The sequence below is a fragment of the Microbacterium sp. NC79 genome (assembly GCF_019061125.1).
Taxonomy (GTDB): Bacteria; Actinomycetota; Actinomycetes; order Actinomycetales; family Microbacteriaceae; genus Microbacterium.
In genome coordinates, this window is the sequence record NZ_JAHQYI010000001.1 from 1,884,673 (window position 1) to 1,901,367 (window position 16,695).

The 16,695-nt window shown below is 63.0% G+C and carries 16 protein-coding genes and 1 tRNA gene; 6 read left to right on the top strand and 11 right to left on the bottom strand.

The genetic code is table 11. From position 1 onward, the window contains the following. Nucleotides 1-85: 85 nt before the first annotated feature. The 7 genes from thrB to KTJ77_RS08560 all read right to left on the bottom strand — a co-directional run bounded on the left by thrB (nt 86) and on the right by KTJ77_RS08560 (nt 7,810). On the bottom strand, nt 86-1,021 hold the full coding sequence (gene thrB / locus KTJ77_RS08530) for a homoserine kinase (protein ID WP_367948872.1): 936 nt from the start codon (nt 1,019-1,021) through the stop codon (nt 86-88). 1 nt (nt 1,022) lies between these two features. Continuing rightward, on the bottom strand, nt 1,023-2,330 hold the full coding sequence (locus tag KTJ77_RS08535) for a homoserine dehydrogenase (protein ID WP_217337973.1): 1,308 nt from the start codon (nt 2,328-2,330) through the stop codon (nt 1,023-1,025). Next, nucleotides 2,327-3,730 carry a diaminopimelate decarboxylase gene (gene lysA, locus KTJ77_RS08540; protein ID WP_217337974.1) on the bottom strand — a complete coding sequence of 468 codons (1,404 nt, stop codon included), beginning with the start codon at nt 3,728-3,730 and terminating at the stop codon, nt 2,327-2,329. Before lysA ends, KTJ77_RS08535 begins: the two co-directional genes overlap by 4 nt. A 189-nt stretch (nt 3,731-3,919) precedes the next feature. Next, complete coding sequence (gene argS / locus KTJ77_RS08545) at nt 3,920-5,584, bottom strand: arginine--tRNA ligase (protein WP_217337975.1); 1,665 nt, start codon at nt 5,582-5,584, stop codon at nt 3,920-3,922. Between the two features lie 52 nt (nt 5,585-5,636). Further along, complete coding sequence (locus KTJ77_RS08550) at nt 5,637-6,455, bottom strand: transglutaminase family protein (protein WP_367948873.1); 819 nt, start codon at nt 6,453-6,455, stop codon at nt 5,637-5,639. Between the two features lie 51 nt (nt 6,456-6,506). Beyond that, entirely contained in the window at nt 6,507-7,133 is a 627-nt protein-coding gene (locus tag KTJ77_RS08555) for a hypothetical protein (protein ID WP_217337976.1), read from the bottom strand. 62 nt (nt 7,134-7,195) lie between these two features. Then, a complete protein-coding gene (locus tag KTJ77_RS08560) occupies nt 7,196-7,810 on the bottom strand; it encodes a hypothetical protein (RefSeq protein WP_217337977.1) in 615 nt (204 codons plus the stop codon). Between the two features lie 389 nt (nt 7,811-8,199). On the opposite strand from KTJ77_RS08560, the gene KTJ77_RS08565 reads away from it, so the two are divergent. Both KTJ77_RS08565 and KTJ77_RS08570 read left to right on the top strand, forming a co-directional pair. Beyond that, entirely contained in the window at nt 8,200-8,646 is a 447-nt protein-coding gene (locus KTJ77_RS08565; RefSeq protein WP_254367400.1) for an SgcJ/EcaC family oxidoreductase, read from the top strand. A 149-nt stretch (nt 8,647-8,795) separates the two neighbouring features. After that, nucleotides 8,796-9,542, top strand: coding sequence for a hypothetical protein (locus KTJ77_RS08570; RefSeq protein ID WP_217337978.1), 747 nt, complete (start codon nt 8,796-8,798; stop codon nt 9,540-9,542). Nucleotides 9,543-9,788: 246 nt separating this feature from the next. Here the strand turns inward: KTJ77_RS08570 and KTJ77_RS08575 are convergent. The 3 genes from KTJ77_RS08575 to KTJ77_RS08585 all read right to left on the bottom strand — a co-directional run bounded on the left by KTJ77_RS08575 (nt 9,789) and on the right by KTJ77_RS08585 (nt 11,898). Next, nucleotides 9,789-9,861, bottom strand: a tRNA-Arg gene (locus tag KTJ77_RS08575). A gap of 396 nt (nt 9,862-10,257) precedes the next feature. Then, the gene (gene trmB / locus KTJ77_RS08580) at nt 10,258-10,920 is read right to left on the bottom strand and encodes a tRNA (guanosine(46)-N7)-methyltransferase TrmB (RefSeq protein ID WP_217338414.1); all 663 of its coding nucleotides are present in this window, start codon (nt 10,918-10,920) and stop codon (nt 10,258-10,260) included. Between the two features lie 135 nt (nt 10,921-11,055). Beyond that, nucleotides 11,056-11,898, bottom strand: a complete 843-nt coding sequence (locus KTJ77_RS08585) for a DUF3097 domain-containing protein (RefSeq protein ID WP_217337979.1) — start codon at nt 11,896-11,898, stop codon at nt 11,056-11,058. Between the two features lie 175 nt (nt 11,899-12,073). Here KTJ77_RS08585 and KTJ77_RS08590 point away from each other — a divergent pair, with 175 nt between their 5' ends. The 4 genes from KTJ77_RS08590 to KTJ77_RS08605 all read left to right on the top strand — a co-directional run bounded on the left by KTJ77_RS08590 (nt 12,074) and on the right by KTJ77_RS08605 (nt 16,266). Further along, entirely contained in the window at nt 12,074-14,101 is a 2,028-nt protein-coding gene (locus tag KTJ77_RS08590; protein WP_217338415.1) for a YgcG family protein, read from the top strand. 47 nt (nt 14,102-14,148) lie between these two features. After that, the gene (locus tag KTJ77_RS08595) at nt 14,149-14,880 is read left to right on the top strand and encodes a PspA/IM30 family protein (protein ID WP_217337980.1); all 732 of its coding nucleotides are present in this window, start codon (nt 14,149-14,151) and stop codon (nt 14,878-14,880) included. Nucleotides 14,881-14,992: 112 nt separating this feature from the next. Further along, nucleotides 14,993-15,814: an arginase family protein gene (locus KTJ77_RS08600; RefSeq protein ID WP_217337981.1), complete on the top strand. Its 822-nt coding sequence runs from the start codon at nt 14,993-14,995 to the stop codon at nt 15,812-15,814. Further along, nucleotides 15,811-16,266 (top strand): Fe-S oxidoreductase, encoded by a 456-nt coding sequence (locus tag KTJ77_RS08605; protein ID WP_217337982.1) that lies wholly within the window; start codon nt 15,811-15,813, stop codon nt 16,264-16,266. Before KTJ77_RS08600 ends, KTJ77_RS08605 begins: the two co-directional genes overlap by 4 nt. On the opposite strand, the gene KTJ77_RS08610 is transcribed toward KTJ77_RS08605, so the two are convergent. Next, nucleotides 16,254-16,661: an SIP domain-containing protein gene (locus tag KTJ77_RS08610; protein ID WP_217337983.1), complete on the bottom strand. Its 408-nt coding sequence runs from the start codon at nt 16,659-16,661 to the stop codon at nt 16,254-16,256. The two genes, KTJ77_RS08605 and KTJ77_RS08610, sit on opposite strands and share 13 nt — an antisense overlap. Nucleotides 16,662-16,695 lie beyond the last annotated feature (34 nt).

Sequence of the window (16,695 nt, forward strand, 5' to 3'; positions counted from 1 at the left end):
ATCTGCCTACAGCCTTCTCGACACACGACGAAGTCTGGTGTTCCAGGGGTAGTGCAGAGGTTCGCAGATTGCGATGGGGGTCAGATCACGCAGTGAGCGCGGAATCCCCCGTTACGTCCCTCACTGTACCACCTTTAAAATCGACGGCGAGCATGAGTGGCTCCCATGTCGCGCCAGAAACGTTGTTTGCGATTTCCGCTGCGGCCTGACGTTTACCAGGGCCGTCTGCCAAAACCAGCACCGAGGGGCCCGCCCCCGACACCACCGCCGCATACCCTTCAGCACGCAGCGCCTGCACCAGCGCGATCGTCGGCAACATTGCCTGCGCGCGGTAGTCCTGGTGCAGCCTGTCTTCGGTCGCTGCCAACAACAGCTCAGGTGATTGCGTCAGTGCCGCAATCAGTAGCGCCGAACGCGACACGTTAAAGACGGCATCTTCACGCGGCACCGAGTCGGGCTGCAGGCTACGAGCCAGCTTCGTCGACATGGTGTAGTCAGGCACGAATACCAGTGGCGAGACACCGCGGTGCACGAGCAGCTTCTTGTGCATCGGACCGTCTGGCGTTGTCCAGGCGATCGTCAGACCACCAAACAGCGCAGGCGCCACGTTGTCTGGGTGGCCTTCCATCTCCGTGGCGATACGCAACAGGTCTTCGTCGCTGAAGGCGATGTCGCCTTCGAGAAGCCCCTTGGCTGCCAAAATGCCTGCGACAACTGCGGCACCAGATGACCCCATACCGCGACCGTGCGGAATGACGTTGTGCGCGGTGAGTTTCAGGCCAGGCATCGTGCGCCCGACGGACTCATACGTGTACGCGATGGCACGCACGACGAGGTGCGATGCATCGCGCGGAACATCGTCGGCACCGGAACCAGTCACGTCGATTTCGAGAACGCCCGCGGGCGCCGCCTCAACCGTGAGCTCGTCGTACACGCTCAGCGCGAGGCCGAGGGTGTCAAAGCCCGGACCCAGGTTGGCGCTCGTCGCGGGTACCCGCACAGCAACGGTGCGTCCGATCACGTCAGTCTCCTTCAACGCGTAGCACCGAGACCACGCGACGAACCACAGCGCTGGCAGCCAACGCTTCAACGGTGCTGCTCAAGTGCGACTCCTGCGCCGTGTGCGTGCCGATCACCAGGCGTGCGGTTCCGCCACCCGGCTCAACCGACTGCTCAACTGTGGCAACCGAGACGCCGCCATCGCTCAGGATGCTCGCGACGGTCGCGAGAACGCCCGCTTCGTCAGTGACTTCGAGCGTGACCTGGTAGCGCGTGGTGACGCGGCCGATCGGAACAATGGGCAGGTTGGCGCGGGTCGACTCACCGACGCCGACACCGCCAGCAACGTGGCGGCGGGCGGCCGAAACAACGTCACCGAGCACAGCCGATGCGGTCTGCACGCCACCGGCGCCTGCGCCGTAGAACATCAACGATCCAGCGGCCTCCGCCTCAACGAAAACAGCGTTGTTGGCGCCGTGCACGCTGGCGAGCGGGTGCGAGCGATGAATCAGCGCCGGGTACACGCGCACCGAAATCGATTCGCCTTCGTCGTCAGTACCGGCAAGGCGCTCGCATACCGCGAGAAGCTTGATGACCATGTTGGCCTTGCGCGCCGACTCAATCATGGCGGCGTCAATCGACGTGATGCCCTCGCGGTGCACAGCTTCAAGCGGCACCGTCGTGTGAAACGCCAGGCTTGCGAGGATCGCCGCCTTTTGCGCGGCGTCGTACGCCTCAATGTCGGCGGTCGGGTCGGCTTCTGCGTAGCCCAACTCCTGCGCCTGCTTCAGCACGTCGCCGAAGTCGGCACCCTCGGTGTCCATCCGGTCAAGGATGTAGTTCGTGGTGCCGTTGACGATGCCCATGATGCGGTTGACGCGGTCCCCGGCAAGCGAGTCACGCAGCGGGCGAATGATCGGAATTGCGCCAGCGGCAGCCGCCTCGTAGTACACCGATGCGCCGACCTGATCGGCAGCGTCGAAAATCTCCGAGCCGTGGGTGGCCAGCAGCGCCTTGTTTGCGGTGACGATGTCAGCACCGGAGTTGATGGCCTGAAGAATGTTGCTGCGGGCAGGCTCGATGCCACCCATCAGCTCGATCACAATGTCGGCACCAAGAATCAGTGACTCGGCGTCGGTCGTGAACAGTTCCTGCGGCAGCTCCACATCGCGTGGTGCGGTGGTGTCACGAACGGCGATACCCACCAGTTCGAGGTCTGCTCCGGCACGGTCTGCGAGCTCAGCGCGGTGCTTGAGCAGGAGTCCGGCGACCTGTGACCCTACGGCTCCAGCACCGAGCAGGGCAACACGCAATCGTCGGTAGTCGATCATGCTTCTCCTTCATCTGCGCCAGCGTCACGCGCCAGCAGATCATCAATCGTTTCGCCGCGCACCAAGATTCGGGATTCGCCATCGCGCACGGCGACGACGGGCGGGCGGGGAACGTGGTTGTAGTTACTTGCCAGCGCCGCGCAGTATGCGCCGGTTGCTGGCACCGCGACGACGTCACCGCGCGTCGCGTCAGCTGGCAGGTACTCGTGGTCGACAACGATGTCGCCAGATTCGCAGTGCATGCCGACAACGCGAGAGAGCTGCGGGGCGGAACCAGAGGTGCGGTTGGCAAGGCGGGCCGAGTACTGCGCGCCGTACAGCGCGGTACGTGCGTTGTCGCTCATGCCGCCGTCGACGCTGATGTAGCGGCGCACCTTTTCGCCCTCAGGGGTGTCAACGGTGACTTCTTTTGTGGTTCCGACGCGGTACAGGGTGACGCCAGCTGTTCCGACGATGCTGCGACCCGGTTCAAACGACAGGTGCGGAATGGCGATGCCGCGGGTAGCGCACTCATCGGCAACAGCGTCGACGATGTCGCGTGCCAGGTCGGCGATCGGGGCCGGGTCATCGATAGAGGTGTAGGCGATGCCAAAGCCGCCGCCAAGGTTTAGCTGGGGGATCTCTCCCCCGGCCAGCAGATCGGCGTGAGCTGCCACAACGCGGCGCGCAGACTCGCGGAATCCGCTGGCTCCGAAGATCTGCGAACCGATGTGGCAGTGCAGGCCCCGGAACTCGAGCGACGCGTGAGCGCGGATCGCGGCGACCACGGCGGGCGCGTCAGCCAGCGTGATGCCAAACTTTTGGTCTTCGTGAGCGGTTGCCAAAAAGTCGTGGGTCTCCGCGTGCACACCGCTGTTGACTCGTACGAGCACGCGCTGGCGGGTCCCGGCTGCCGCGGCTGCTTCGGCAACGCGGTCAACCTCTTCGCGGGAGTCGATGATGATGGTTCCGACGCCGACAGTCACCGCACGGGCGATTTCAGCATCGGACTTGTTGTTGCCGTGAAAGCCGAGGCGAGCGGGCGGGGCACCTGCCGCGAGCGCGACGGCGAGTTCGCCACCGGAGCAGACGTCGACGTTGAGTCCGGCCTCGAGCATCCACCGAGCGATGTGCGTCGAGAGGAACGCCTTGCCCGCGTAGTACACCGTGACGTCAGCGTTGTGTGCGGCGGCCGCCGTCTGGAACGCGGCTACTGTCTCGGCTGCGCGGTCACGCACCTCAGCTTCGTCGAGAACGAGCACCGGGGTTCCATGCTTCGCGACGAGCTCCGTTGCGGTCGCGCCGCCCACGGTGATGTCACCGGATTCGCTGCGCTTCGTGCGGCGGGGCCAGACCTGTGCAGGCAACTCGTTGACATCGGCGGGCACAGCCAGCCAGTCAGGGGCAAAGGTCGCGGGCATAGCGGATGACACGGGCTACCAATCGTGGGAGGGGCCGATGCGGAGTGTGCACTCACGCGCAGGTGAAGCAAGTCTAGGACAGATGAGATACCGGCTTGAATCGCATGACGCGTACCGACTCGGTGAGCGGAACACGGTGGGGACGACGAAGGGGCCAGACGACTCGCCTGGCCCCTTCGTGAGATTCAGTTACATGCGCTCTGGCGCGCTGACTCCGAGGAGGGTCAGACCGTTGCGCAGCACCTGGCCTGCGGCGTCATTCAGCCACAGGCGGGTGTGGTGCACCGGCTCGATGGGGTCATCGCCCTGCGGCGTGACACGGCAGTTGTCGTACCAGCGGTGGTAGAGACCGGCAACCTCTTCGAGGTAGCGGGCAACGCGGTGCGGTTCGCGGGATTCTGCGGCGTACGAAACCACCCGCGGGAACTCCTGCAGTGCGCCGAGGAGGGCAGCTTCCGTCTCGTGCGTGAGCGTCTCGGGTGCGAAGACGGAACGGTCAACGCCGGAGTCTGCGGCGTTGCGAGCCACGTTGTGCGTGCGGGCGTGGGCGTACTGCACGTAGAACACCGGGTTGTCGTTGGTGCGCTTCTGCAGCTGATCGAGGTCAATGTCGAGGTTCGAGTCGGTGCTGGAGCGCACGAGCGCGTAGCGGGCAGCGTCAACGCCAACAATTTCCACGAGGTCTTCGAGAGTGACGACGGTGCCTGCACGCTTCGACATGCGAACGGCTTCACCGTCACGCACCAGGTTGACCATCTGACCAATGAGGATCTGGTGGTTGACGTAGGGCTCATCGCCGAACGCTGCGGTCATCGCCATCAGGCGCTGCACGTAGCCGTGGTGGTCGGCACCGAGCATGATGATGCACCGGTTAAAGCCACGCTCGCGCTTGTTCAGGTAGTAGGCGATGTCACCCGAAATGTAGGCGGGGTTGCCGTCGCTCTTAATGACGACGCGGTCTTTATCGTCACCGAAGTCGGTGGAACGCAGCCACAGCGCGCCATCCTGCTCGAACATGTGACCGGCATCCTTGAGGCGCTGGATCGCGCGCTCGACGGCACCGGTTTCGTGCAGTTCGTTTTCGTGGAAGTACACGTCGAAGTCGACGCCGAACTCGTGCAGTGAGGTCTTAATGTCGGTGAACATCAGCTCGACGCCCTCGTGGCGGAAGGCTTCCTGAAGGTCCTCGGGACTCAGCGTCGACAGGTCGCCAGTGTAGCCAGCGACAACGCGGTCTTTGATGTCAGAAATGTACTCCCCGCCATAGCCGTCTTCCGGCGTCGGCTCGCCGAGGTAGCTGGCGACAAGTGAGCGCGCGAAGCGGTCGATCTGCGCACCGTGGTCGTTGAAGTAGTACTCCCGCGTCACTTGTGCACCGCTGGCCTGCAGCAGACGGGCGAGCGAGTCACCGACGGCTGCCCAACGCGTGCCACCGAGGTGAATCGGGCCGGTCGGGTTTGCCGACACGAACTCGAGGTTGATGTTCTCACCAACGCGCGAGTCATTGGTTCCGAAGGCCGCACCGGCGGTCACAATCGTGTGCGCCAGCTGGCCGGCGGTGGCAGCGTCCAAACGCAGGTTAATGAAGCCGGGGCCAGCCACATCAACGGAAGCGATGCCGTCAAGCTTCACAGCCTCATCGGCGATGCCCTGCGCCAGCTCGCGCGGGTTCATGCCGACGCGCTTGGCAAGCTTCATGGCGATGTTGGTCGACCAGTCACCGTGGTCACGGTTCTTCGGACGCTCCAGAATGATGTCATCCGGGGTCAACAGCAGGTCTTCACCGCCCGGTCGCTGACGCACGATCGGGGCGACGACGGCGAGAAGGGCGGAGGAAAGATCTGCAGGGCTCATAGTCTTTCCATTCTAAGCCGTCGCTACCTGCGGCCGACGCCCTGGTTCCGCGTCAACAGATCCGTGCCAGTTGCGTGCGGTCGTACGCGTGCGGCGAGGGATCGATGCGCTCGTCGCCGGACTGCAGCCAGGCGTCAATACGCATGCGCTTGAGACGGGCGGAACCACCATGGAACGTCAGAAAGGCGCAGTCTGCTGCGTCACGCCCAGAGGCGATGCGCACGAGGTGCGTCGGGTCAGCGAGCCCTGTTGTGTCAACAACGTGCCATGCCCCCTCGACGAAAGCTTCGGTGACCGCGTGGAAATCCATCGGCACGAGGCCGGGCGCATAGCACGCGACATAGCGGGCGGGCACGTCCATCGCCCGCAGCAACGCGATCGTGAGGTGGGAGAAGTCGCGGCACACGCCGTGCGCGGTGTTAAGTGTCGTCACAGCCGAGTCGGTGGGCGTGGTGTTTGCTGGCGAGTAGGTCAGCGTCGTATTGACGTATTCGGCGACGGCATGCAGCAGAGCGGAACCAGTGAGCCCGGTGAAGAGGGAGCGCGCGTGACGAAACAGCACGTCAGATTCGGCGTACCGGCTCGGGCGCTGATACTGCATGAGCCCGATCTCGGTGAACGGCTCTGGCGCGGCAGGATAGCCGACTGTTGCTTCGTACTCGATATCGAGCAGGCCGCCGGGTGCCACAACACGGTGCAAACGACCACCGTCGACGTTGATAAGTTCGCGAACTGGCACGGCTTCGCCCGCCATCGTGAACGTCAAAGACTCGCTCTCAATGCGATGCGAGGGGTGCACAGCGATCGAGAAAATCATGTCGACGTTGGGGCCGACCTCCTGCACCATCGAGCACCGTACCAAGCGAGTCACCGCACGATCCTTTCACACTCTTTTGTGGTTCCGGTGCGCGATGATGTGTCGCTATTGATGCATGCGTGTTTCTGGCGAGAAGTAGTCGATGTAGACCTGAAACGAGTCGTTGTGCTCAACCTCGCCGTAGACCTCGATGGCCACCCCCGTGGCGTCAGCGCCGTCGTTGCCGTCGAGGTAATAGACGTTGGTTCCGTAGTATGCCTCGTCTGGCGGCACGGCGGGATCAAACGATGAGTGGGTGAGAACGTAGCCCGAGGCTTCGAGGGATTCCCCAAGAGCCCAGATCTTCTCGGCGGGCACAAAGTCCACCATCGCGGTAAGGAGCGACTCCGACGACCCTCGCGATGTAAGCCACAGCTCGGCGCAGTCTGGATACAGGCCGTTGTCTTCCATCTCCCCTGCCGGGAAGCCGTCAACCCATTCCCACTTAACGCCGTATTCATGCCCGCACGGTTCAAACGTCTCCCAGCCGTCGTAGGCCCCGCTGGAACTCTGCGTCGGTTTTGTCGCTGGCGCTGTCGGCTTGTCAGTGTTCGTGTTCGCCGGTTGTGATGTGGCTGGCGGCTTTGCGCCACTTGAAGGTTCGGGAATTTGTGCAGACATGCATCCGGACAGCATCGTGACGCCCATAATGGCGACCATTCCGATTGTGATGAGTCTGCGTCCCCCTGTCATGCCCTGAAGATAGCGACAGTTCGCGCGTTTATCTACCCATCCTCGTGCAACTGCTGATGCGTCTAGGGCGATGGTTGCATGATGACAAAAATGCAGATGGCTGAGGCAACCAGTGTCACCAGCGTCGCAATGGCCGCGAGAATGAGCCGCAGATCGAAAGACTTAACGACGGCTGCAATGCCGTAGAGGAACAGCGAAATCGCCAGCATCACGGTGGCGAGCGTCAGTTGATCGCCGAGTTCGTTGTAGACGGCGGCATCAGCGATCGCTTGATTCGCAGCCTGTTTCGTATCGGTATACCCGGAGAACAGGGAGGCGAGGTACTCGTCACTCTCTTGCGGCGAGACATAGGACTCCGGATTGAGGTCGTTTTCGGCGTTTGACCAATCGATCGCGGCAAGTAAGTCGTCTGACACCGATTGGAAGAGCAGAACGGTGAGGGTCTCCCTCGCGATATCGGCGGTGTAGCTATCGCCGTATTCTTCTTGCACCGTCAGCTCGGTGATGCGAGAGAAAGTGGCGGCATCGGTCAAGAACGTGGAGTTCGCTTCGAGATACATCGACTCGGCCTCAGCGGCGAGGATGCCCGCCAATGCGTTCTTCTCCGCCATCTTTCCGTCGTAGAGGGAGGCTTGAAATGACGCCCACGCCGTCACGATAGAAGCAATACCAAGCAAGACGGCCAGCGTGACCCCGAAATTGGATTCAAGACGGCTCGTCTTCTTCGCCCGCGCCGGCGGGGCCGGAGCGCCGACATCGGCCGGGTGCTCCAACGTCGACTCGGGGCGGGGTGGTTGGGGGTGCTGGTGAGGAGGTGGCTGCTGTGGCCACGATTGCGGAGGGTGCCCTGGTTGCTGTCGCGATTGCTCAGGCCCAGACGGCGGCTGGTCAGGGTTGGGCGGTTGGGTCATCATCATTGATCCCCTCGATTGGCGACTCACGGCGAGTCGCAGTTGAGGCCTATTGTGCCGCGAAAACATGAGGTCAGGGGTACTTCTTTGGCAACCCCGGAGCGACGCCCTTTTCTGCATACGATGGAATGGTTCCGCACCCCCTGGAGGCCATCATGCATTCACCCGTCGACGTGGTCACCGGATGGGAGCGCGCATGGAACGCAGGCGACGCCGATGCCCTTGCCGCGCTGTTTGCCGAGGATGCGGAGTTCGTGAACGTTGTCGGGTTGTGGTGGCACGACCGCGGGAGCATTCGCCAGGCACACGCCTACGGATTCTCGACGATATTCACGGGGTCGGTGATCACGATGGGCGCGCCCAGGGTGCGCATGCTCGGCGAAAGCGCTGCGGTGGTTCACTCACGCTGGCACATCGTCGGTCAGGTGGCTCCCGCCGGCGAAGTGGCGGGGCCTCGCAATGGCGTCTTTACGTTTGTGCTGGAGCGGCGAGAAGACACGTGGATCGCGGTGGCTGCACACAACACCGACATCGCGCCCGGCATGGAGACGCACATCAATACGGGATCGGGTCAGCGCGCCATCGATTATCGGGCCTCCTGAAGTTGATCCAGATCGCCACGTGACCTTTGTCCCGTGCCAACGCGACTTCCTCGTCGACGCCAAACCCGGCCATCATCTACCCGTAGTTGACATTCCAGGCCACACACGGCGGCGCCATCCAAGTCGAAGGCTCCTGGTACTGCCCCGCAATGCCAAAGCAACTCGTCAACGCGTCACATGTCACCCGCAGCGCCGAAGACGCCACCGACCTGAACAGACCGTGCCGCGAGCGCGTCGCACGAGCACGTGAAATCGCGTTGCAACGACGCCGAGACACCGAAGCACGCGCCCCCTACCTCCTCGGCGCAAAAGAAAAGATGGATACGCGCGGCACAACCCCGATGATGTGCCCAGCAGTCGGGCCTTCCGCCACAGCCACCTGCGCGGCCTCGACGCGACGCGTCTCTGCCATCCCCGCCGGTAAGGTCGCCCTCACCGTCATCACGAACCCGCCCAAAGAACTTCCCCGCGTCTGCAGCAACAAGTCCAGCATCGCCATCCCCCTCGAAGCCGGCGCAAAACACGCCCAGCATTACCAGTACCGGTCCGAAGAATGGCAGGCTCACTACGGTCACGGCCGCAACACCGTCGAAGGCTTCAACGCCTACCTAAAAGACGGCGCGACATTCAATCTCGCTGACCCCCGCCGACCCTGCCTCCGCGGAGCCACCGCCCAATTCTTGCTCGCCACCATTACCGTCGTCGCCGCAAACATCAAGAAAATCAGTGACTTCATCAACAAGAGAGCCGAGCGTACACCTAGCTCCGCCGACAAACAGTCGGCACCCGAAGCTCAGAAAAACCGCACGCGCCGCTCCAGTACCGCACAGCGCATTCACGAACAGGAACGCGGCCGAGGCCGCCTCCGCCCACAGAACTCACCACTGCGCACCTAAAGCACACCGCAATCCACATACGCTAACAAAGCCCTGCGCCAGCCTGCCCAAAAACAGGCGACGCAGGGCTTTCCGCGTCCATTAACCGCGCGCTCACGCGGCCAACCGACCAAAACACCCGAAAACACAGACTCGCAGCTCCAAAGACGAGCCACAAACCAAAAAATCCCGTCCAACCGGACGGGATTCTTTTTCACTACGAGGTTATGCGGACGTACACACGGTGGTTACGCGTACATCCCATTGTGCCCCTGACAGGAGTCGAACCTGCGACCTACGGTACCGGAAACCGGCGCTCTATCCACTGAGCTACAGAGGCGTACCGATCGAGACTATCACCCGCGAGCCCGCGCCCACGCCAGCTCGCGCCAGGGCGGTAGCCCGGGCGTGTCCCCGCCATGCGCCCGCCGCCGCGTGCTTGTCGGCCGCCTCATGGTTCCGGAGCCCTCAGCTCACCCCACACTCACCAAATGTCGAACAAACTCCGGGGATACCCCGCAAACCTGGCGTTTTGATGCCACCGCCGATGCGCTCGTTCGACATTCGGTGACTCACGAAGGTCAGCAGGTGGTTGCGGAACCAGCGGCGCGGGCACGGAACCACGGGCACGGTACCGGAACCACAGGCACGGAACCACGGGCCCGGAACCGGAACCACGGATGCGGCCCGCGCGGAAGAAGGGCGCGGCGGGGTGGAGAACCCGCGGCGCCGCCCCCTACCGGGCCTTGCGAATGTACGTCAGGTCGCGAATGTCGCGGCCGACGCGCAGGCCCTTCTTCTCGAACGCGGTGAGGATGCGGCCGTCGAATCGCTCGGCCCACTCCCCCTCGAATCCACGCTCGAAGTCAGGCTCAGCATCGAGCACCTCAACCATCTGGTCAGCGTAGTCTTGCCAGTCCGTCGCGAGACGAAGCACGCCACCGTCTTTCAGCGCACGTGCGACGAGCGGGCCGAAGCCCGGGCGCACGAGGCGACGCTTGGCGTGACGCTTCTTGTGCCACGGGTCAGAGAAGAACACCCACACTTCAGAAACCGAACCCTCAGGCAGTAGATGTTCAAGCACCTCGGGGGCGTTCGCCTCAATGACGCGAACGTTGGTGAGACCAGCGGTGTTGGCGTCGAGCATCGTGCGCGCAAGACCCGCGCGGAACACCTCGACGGCGAGAAAGTTTTTCTCCGGAGCCTGCGTGGCTGCGTGAATAATCGCGTGGCCCTGGCCAGAACCAATCTCAACGATCAGTTCAGCATCGCGACCAAAGAACTCGGTCGGGTTCAGGCGCTGGTCAGGGTGCACGCTGGTTGCCGCAGCGTCACGCTCGACCGGAAACATGTAGGTGTCGCTCAGCGTCTCCCATGCGGCTTCTTGACCGTCAGACATGCGGCCAGAACGGCGAACAAAGGAGACAGGTTCTTCACGAAAGCGGCGTTCAGGAGCATCAGACACCCATCAAGGCTACGAGAGCACCCGCCAAGTCGCGAACTCACGGCTCACAAAGCTCAGCCGATAGCAGCGCTATTCCGGCGCGGTTACGTAGTCGATCAGCTCTTCCACGCGCCCGATCAGCGATGGCTCGAGATCACGAAAAGTTGTGACGCGACTCAAAATGCGTTGCCAGGCAGCGGCAATGTCGGCCTGATCAGCATGCGGCCAACCGAAGGCCTGGCAAATGCCCACCTTCCACTCAATCCCGCGCGGAATCTGCGGCCACGCCGCAATGCCCATGGCCTTCGGCGTCACCGTCTGCCAAACATCGACATAGGGGTGGCCGACAAACTTCATGAACCGTCCGTGCGGGCCTCGCATGAACTGTTCCACCATGCGGGTCTCTTTGGAACCCGGAACCAGGTGGTCAACGAGAATGCCGTAGCGGCTTGTTGCGCTCGGGGGCGCTTCGCGCAAAACCTCATCAAGCACATCAATGCCCTGCAGGTATTCGACAACAACGCCCTCAACGCGCAGGTCGGCACCCCACACCTTTTCAACCAGCTCCGCGTCGTGGCGGCCCTCAACCAAGATGCGGCTGGGCAGCGCTACACGTGCACGCTGGTCGGCCGGCGCGAACGACCCCGAAGCGGTGCGCTTCGTCGGCTGGCGCGACACGGTTGGTGCCGGTGCGATCAGTTCAACGGGCTTGCCATCGATCAAAAACCCATGACCCAACGGGAAAAGGCGCTTTCGGCCGACTCGGTCTTCGAGCTCCACCTCACGCGCATTCGCTTTGGTGACAGCACCGCAGTAGCCGTCGTCAGCGACCTCAACAACGAGATCCAGCTCAGCGGCCACCTTCGCGACCCGGGGATTTCCCCGCTGTCGCCAGCCCGTGGCCAGTACATCTGATCCGTACCGATCATCCATAGCAAGACTCCATCAGAAAACCCTATGCGGGCGCGCCCACTTTTGAGCGCAACCGCACCATGTGGCGTGCACAACCGGTTCCGGAACCAGAGAATTGGCTGATATCTCGGATTGCGGTTCATGAAGTGGCTGTTTTACGGCCGTCCCTCCCCCTAGAGTATGGATCGTGACAGTGATGTGGACTCAGCATTCGCCAGTTACGAGGGGGAAGGGGATCTTTACCCTCGCGTTCAGTGCCGCCTTGGTGTGCGCGGGTCTCGCCGCGTCCACAGCGGCGCACGCCGTAGATCCGGGGTCGCTCACCGGCGCTGGCTATGTTCATGACCTCGCCGACGTGCTCACCCCCGCTCAAGAGTCAACGGTTTCTGATCGCCTCGAAACGCTCCTGATAGAAACGAGCGCCGAGCTCTTCGTGGTGTACGTCGACGATTTCACCAATCCGTCTGACCCCGAGCAGTGGGCAAACACCGTAGCCAAAGAGAGCAGCTTGGGGCCGACGCAATACCTCCTTGCGATTTCGGTTGACGGCCGCGCGATGTACCTCTCCGCTGATTCCGCCGGGCCGCTATCTCAAACAGAGGTTGTCGATGCCGAGAACGCAGCACTAGACGCCCTCCGTGGCGAGGATTGGGCGGGTGCTCCCGTCGCCGCCGCCGACGACATGACCGCGGCTCTCGCGGGGCCATCGTCGCCGACCTCTCCTGGCACCAAACCCGCCACTGACTACTCCTGGGTCCTGTATGCCGTCATTGGCATCGTCGTCGTCGGGCTCGTCTTCTTCGTGATGCAGCGTCGTAAGAAGAGCAAGCAAGGCCTCAGCGGAGGCGCACCGTCGCTGCCCGAGCTGGAACGCGCAGCCGGTTCCGCACTCGTGCAGACCGATGATGCCATCAAGACCAGCACCGACGAACTCGGTTTTGCCCGCGCACAATTCGGTGATGAAGCGACCGCCGAATACGAAAAAGTGGTCGCCGCCGCGAAAAAGCACCTTGATGATGCCTTTGGCATTAAGCAGAAGCTCGACGATGATGTGCCCGACAGCCAAGAGCAGAAGGTCGCGTGGAACCAGCAGATCATTCAGCTGCTCAACGAGGCGAACGGCTGGCTCGACGAAAAGGCAAAGGCGTTCGACGAGCTCCGCGGGCTGGAACAGAACGCCCCGGCGGCCTTGAAAGCGGTCTCCGCTGCGCGTGATGAGCGTCGCACCGAACACGCAACAGCGACGAGCGTTTGGCAGCAGCTTCAGCAGAGCTATGCGCCGGCCGCACTCGACGCCGTTGACCAGAACCTGTCTGAAGCTGAGCTCCGGTTGCAGTTCGCCGATGAACAGATTGCACACGCAACGACGGCGATCGCCGAGGGCAACTCAGCAGCTGCCGCCGTTGCCATCCGCGCCGCCGAAGATGCTGCTACGCAGGCCGGACAATTGCACGGTGCATTGCAGACCATGGCTCTCAACCTTGCAGAAGCCGCTAAACGAAGCACTGAGCTGGTGGCTGAACTCAAGGGTGACATCATCACGGCGCAGTCCCTCCCAGACACCGATGGACGCATCGCGCAGGTCGTGGCTTCCACCCAAGCTCAGATCAGCACTGCCCAGGCAGCACTCGAGCAGTCGCAGGCCAACCCCATCCAGGCCGTTGAACTACTCGAGACGGCCAACACGGCAATCGACGCGGTTGTCAAAGACGCCCGCGACGCGCTCGCGCGCGCCGAACACGCGCGACGCCAGCTCTCTGACGCGATGATGACGGCACAAGCGAAGCTGTCAGCCGCTCAAGACTTCATTGCCACGCGGCGCGGTGCCATCGGAGCCACGGCACGCACGCGCGTTGCTGAAGCCGACGCTTCGCTGATGCGAGCACGCAGCCTGGAGTCCTCAGACCCGGAGCGCGCTCTCAGCGATGCACAGCGTGCTATCCAGCTGGCTGGCGAGGCAATGAACGCCGCACAGCAAGATGTCGGCATGTTCAACCAGCCGTCCTATGGCGGCGGCAACGGTAACAACGACGTACTCAGTGCCGTGCTCGGGGGCATTGTGCTCAACCAGGTTCTCGGCGGTGGCGGACGACGTTCGTCCTCCGGCGGCGGGTACGGCGGCTTTGGCGGCCGTATCGGCGGTGGCGGCGGCAGCGGCGGGTTCCGACCGGGCAGCTTCGGTGGCGGCGGAACCCGCTCGCGCCGCGGCGGTGGCCGCTTCTAACAAACTTCATATTCCGATCTTCAGAACCACTCCAGGAAGGAAAACCGATGGCTAAGCAGTCCATTTTCGGTCGTATCTCAACCCTCGTTCGCGCGAACATCAACGCGCTCCTCGACTCGGCCGAGGACCCGCAGAAAATGCTCGACCAGCTCGTGCGCGACTACACCAACAGCATTGCTGACGCTGAGTCGGCTATCGCAGAAACGATCGGCAACCTGCGCCTGCTCGAGCGCGACCACGCTGAAGATGTCAAGGCCGCTGGCGAGTGGGGCAACAAGGCCCTCGCGGCCAGCCGCAAGGCAGATCAGTTGCGTGCTGACGGCCACACGGCCGATGCGGACAAGTTCGACAACCTCGCCAAGATCGCGTTGCAGCGTCAGATTGGTGCGGAAGCTGAAGCTAAGCAGGCCGAGCCCACGATCGCGTCGCAGACGGAGGTCGTCGACAAGCTCAAGGACGGCCTCAACGGCATGAAGGTCAAGCTCGAGCAGCTCAAGGGCAAGCGCTCAGAGCTGGTTGCTCGCGCGAAGACCGCCGAGGCGCAGTCGCGCGTTCACGACGCCGTGAAGTCGATCGACGTTCTCGACCCGACGAGCGACCTCGGTCGCTTCGAAGAGAAGGTGCGCCGTCAGGAGGCTATTGCTCAGGGCAAGCAGGAGATCGCCGCATCGTCGCTTGACATGCAGTTCAACGAACTCGAAGACATGGGTGAGCTGACCGAGGTGGAGGCTCGCCTCGCGGCTCTCAAGCACGGCGGCCAGGCCGCGATCACGGACTAAGCGCGCCATCGCTCGCACAGGGGCGTCGGCTTCGGCCGGCGCCCCTGTTGCATTCGCTGAGAGCACGTCTCGTAACCTCCCATAGGCCGCCACACGGTGAGAAGATGAGAATATGACCCGCTTTGTGATTGTTCCGCAGTGGCAGGGCTCACCCTCCTCTCGCGCCATGGCGCTCGCCGATGGCGCTGAGGCGATCTCAGGTGACCTCCCCCGTGCGTCGGTGGTTCGCGTCAGCGTTCCCATTGAGGCTGGCGAGTCACTTGACAGTGGAGTCCTCCGCGCAAGCTCGCTACATAAGGTGCGCCGCAGCATCGCCGACGTGCTGGCGTCAGAGACTGACCGTTGTGTCCTCATCGGGGGTGACTGCAGCATTGCCGTCGCCGGTATCGACCACGTCTACCACCCAGATCTGGCAGTCATCTGGTTCGATGCGCATGCCGATTTGAACTCCACCAGCACCTCCCCCTCCGGAGCGTTTGCCGGCATGGCGGCACGCGCGCTTCTCGGCGATGTGCCCGCAGAGCTTGCGCTCAGCGCCGAAAACCTCACACCCGAGCGGCTCTTCGTTGCAGGCTCTCGAGCCTTGGACGATGAAGAGGCCACCTTCGTGGCCGAGTCTCCCGTTTCGCTCTTCTCCGTCGATGCGCTCCGCGAGCCGCAGACGCTTGTCGAAGCTGTCCGCGCGAGCGGCGCAAAACGCATTTATATCCATGTCGACCTCGACGTGCTGGATCCCGCTCACGTGACCGGGGTGCAGAACCCGATGCCCTTCGGTCTCGAGCCCACCGAACTCACCGCCACCATCGCCGCGCTTCGGGCCGCCTTTGACCTCTCCGGCGCCTCCCTTGCGGGCTTCGCACCCGCGACACCCGCGGCGGCCGTCGAAGACCTCGGAACCATCCTTCGCATTATTGGAGCGCTGGCAGCGGTATGACCGACCACACCGAACCGCACTGGAAATACGCCGCCGACCAGGCCGTCATCAAAGGTCGACGCATCGACCACCTCATCCCTCCGTTTCTCCTCGACACCCCCATCAGCCGCATCGGTTACTGGTGGGGTACGGCTGTCGGAATGACGTGGGGATTCCTGTGGAGCCGCGGAACCATCACGACGAGCGAAGGACTCTGGGTGTTCCGCGGGCTACCGGCGTGGGCGTTCCCGCGCGGCGGAGTCTGCGTCGGACGGTGTTTTCTGACCGGCCCTGCGGTTCCGTCGGCCGCCGTTCTCCGGCACGAACGTGTGCACATGCGTCAGTGGCAACGGTACGGATTTCTGATGCCGCTGCTGTACGCGCTTTCGGGCAGGAACGCGCTCACCAACCGATTTGAAATCGAGGCGGGGCTAGAAGACGGCAACTACGTGCCGCGGCATCACCGGGTGTGAATGCGGTCAGCCCCGAGGCTGAGACCGATCGTCAGGTGACGCGCAATATGGTCAGCTGATGCCTCGTTGAGCAGATACACGCGATTGGTGTGGTCAGCATCGCACAGCATCTCGTTGGCCCAGGCGAGCGCGGCGCGGCCGGCAAGTTCGCCATGAGCGGCATCTCGGGCGGAACGCTCGAGCCAGGTAACCGTCATCCGCGGGGGCAAATCAATCGACGCGACCTGAGACGCATCGGCAACCTCGATGAACACGCGGCCGGTGGCGCACATCGGCAGGGTGGCCGCGAGTATTTCGAGATCAAGCAGTGACGACTCATCAGCCGTAACCAAAACCTGTACACGCGCGGCACGAGCGGCTGCGCGGCGGGAAACACGGCGGATCTGGTTCGTCATAACACCATCAGTATACCTAAAAGATAGGTATGCC

Excerpts from the sequence above, each read along its gene's own strand:
- KTJ77_RS08555 (WP_217337976.1), bottom strand. The coding sequence starts at position 7,133 with ATGACAGGGGGACGCAGACTCATCACAATCGGAATGGTCGCCATTATG.
- trmB (WP_217338414.1), bottom strand. The coding sequence starts at position 10,920 with ATGTCTGACGGTCAAGAAGCCGCATGGGAGACGCTGAGCGACACCTAC.
- KTJ77_RS08610 (WP_217337983.1), bottom strand. The coding sequence starts at position 16,661 with ATGACGAACCAGATCCGCCGTGTTTCCCGCCGCGCAGCCGCTCGTGCC.
- KTJ77_RS08565 (WP_254367400.1), top strand. The coding sequence starts at position 8,200 with ATGCATTCACCCGTCGACGTGGTCACCGGATGGGAGCGCGCATGGAAC.
- KTJ77_RS08570 (WP_217337978.1), top strand. The coding sequence starts at position 8,796 with ATGCCAAAGCAACTCGTCAACGCGTCACATGTCACCCGCAGCGCCGAA.
- KTJ77_RS08585 (WP_217337979.1), bottom strand. The coding sequence starts at position 11,898 with ATGGATGATCGGTACGGATCAGATGTACTGGCCACGGGCTGGCGACAG.
- lysA (WP_217337974.1), bottom strand. The coding sequence starts at position 3,730 with ATGCCCGCGACCTTTGCCCCTGACTGGCTGGCTGTGCCCGCCGATGTC.
- KTJ77_RS08595 (WP_217337980.1), top strand. The coding sequence starts at position 14,149 with ATGGCTAAGCAGTCCATTTTCGGTCGTATCTCAACCCTCGTTCGCGCG.
- argS (WP_217337975.1), bottom strand. The coding sequence starts at position 5,584 with ATGAGCCCTGCAGATCTTTCCTCCGCCCTTCTCGCCGTCGTCGCCCCG.
- KTJ77_RS08590 (WP_217338415.1), top strand. The coding sequence starts at position 12,074 with ATGTGGACTCAGCATTCGCCAGTTACGAGGGGGAAGGGGATCTTTACC.
- KTJ77_RS08600 (WP_217337981.1), top strand. The coding sequence starts at position 14,993 with ATGACCCGCTTTGTGATTGTTCCGCAGTGGCAGGGCTCACCCTCCTCT.
- KTJ77_RS08535 (WP_217337973.1), bottom strand. The coding sequence starts at position 2,330 with ATGATCGACTACCGACGATTGCGTGTTGCCCTGCTCGGTGCTGGAGCC.
- KTJ77_RS08605 (WP_217337982.1), top strand. The coding sequence starts at position 15,811 with ATGACCGACCACACCGAACCGCACTGGAAATACGCCGCCGACCAGGCC.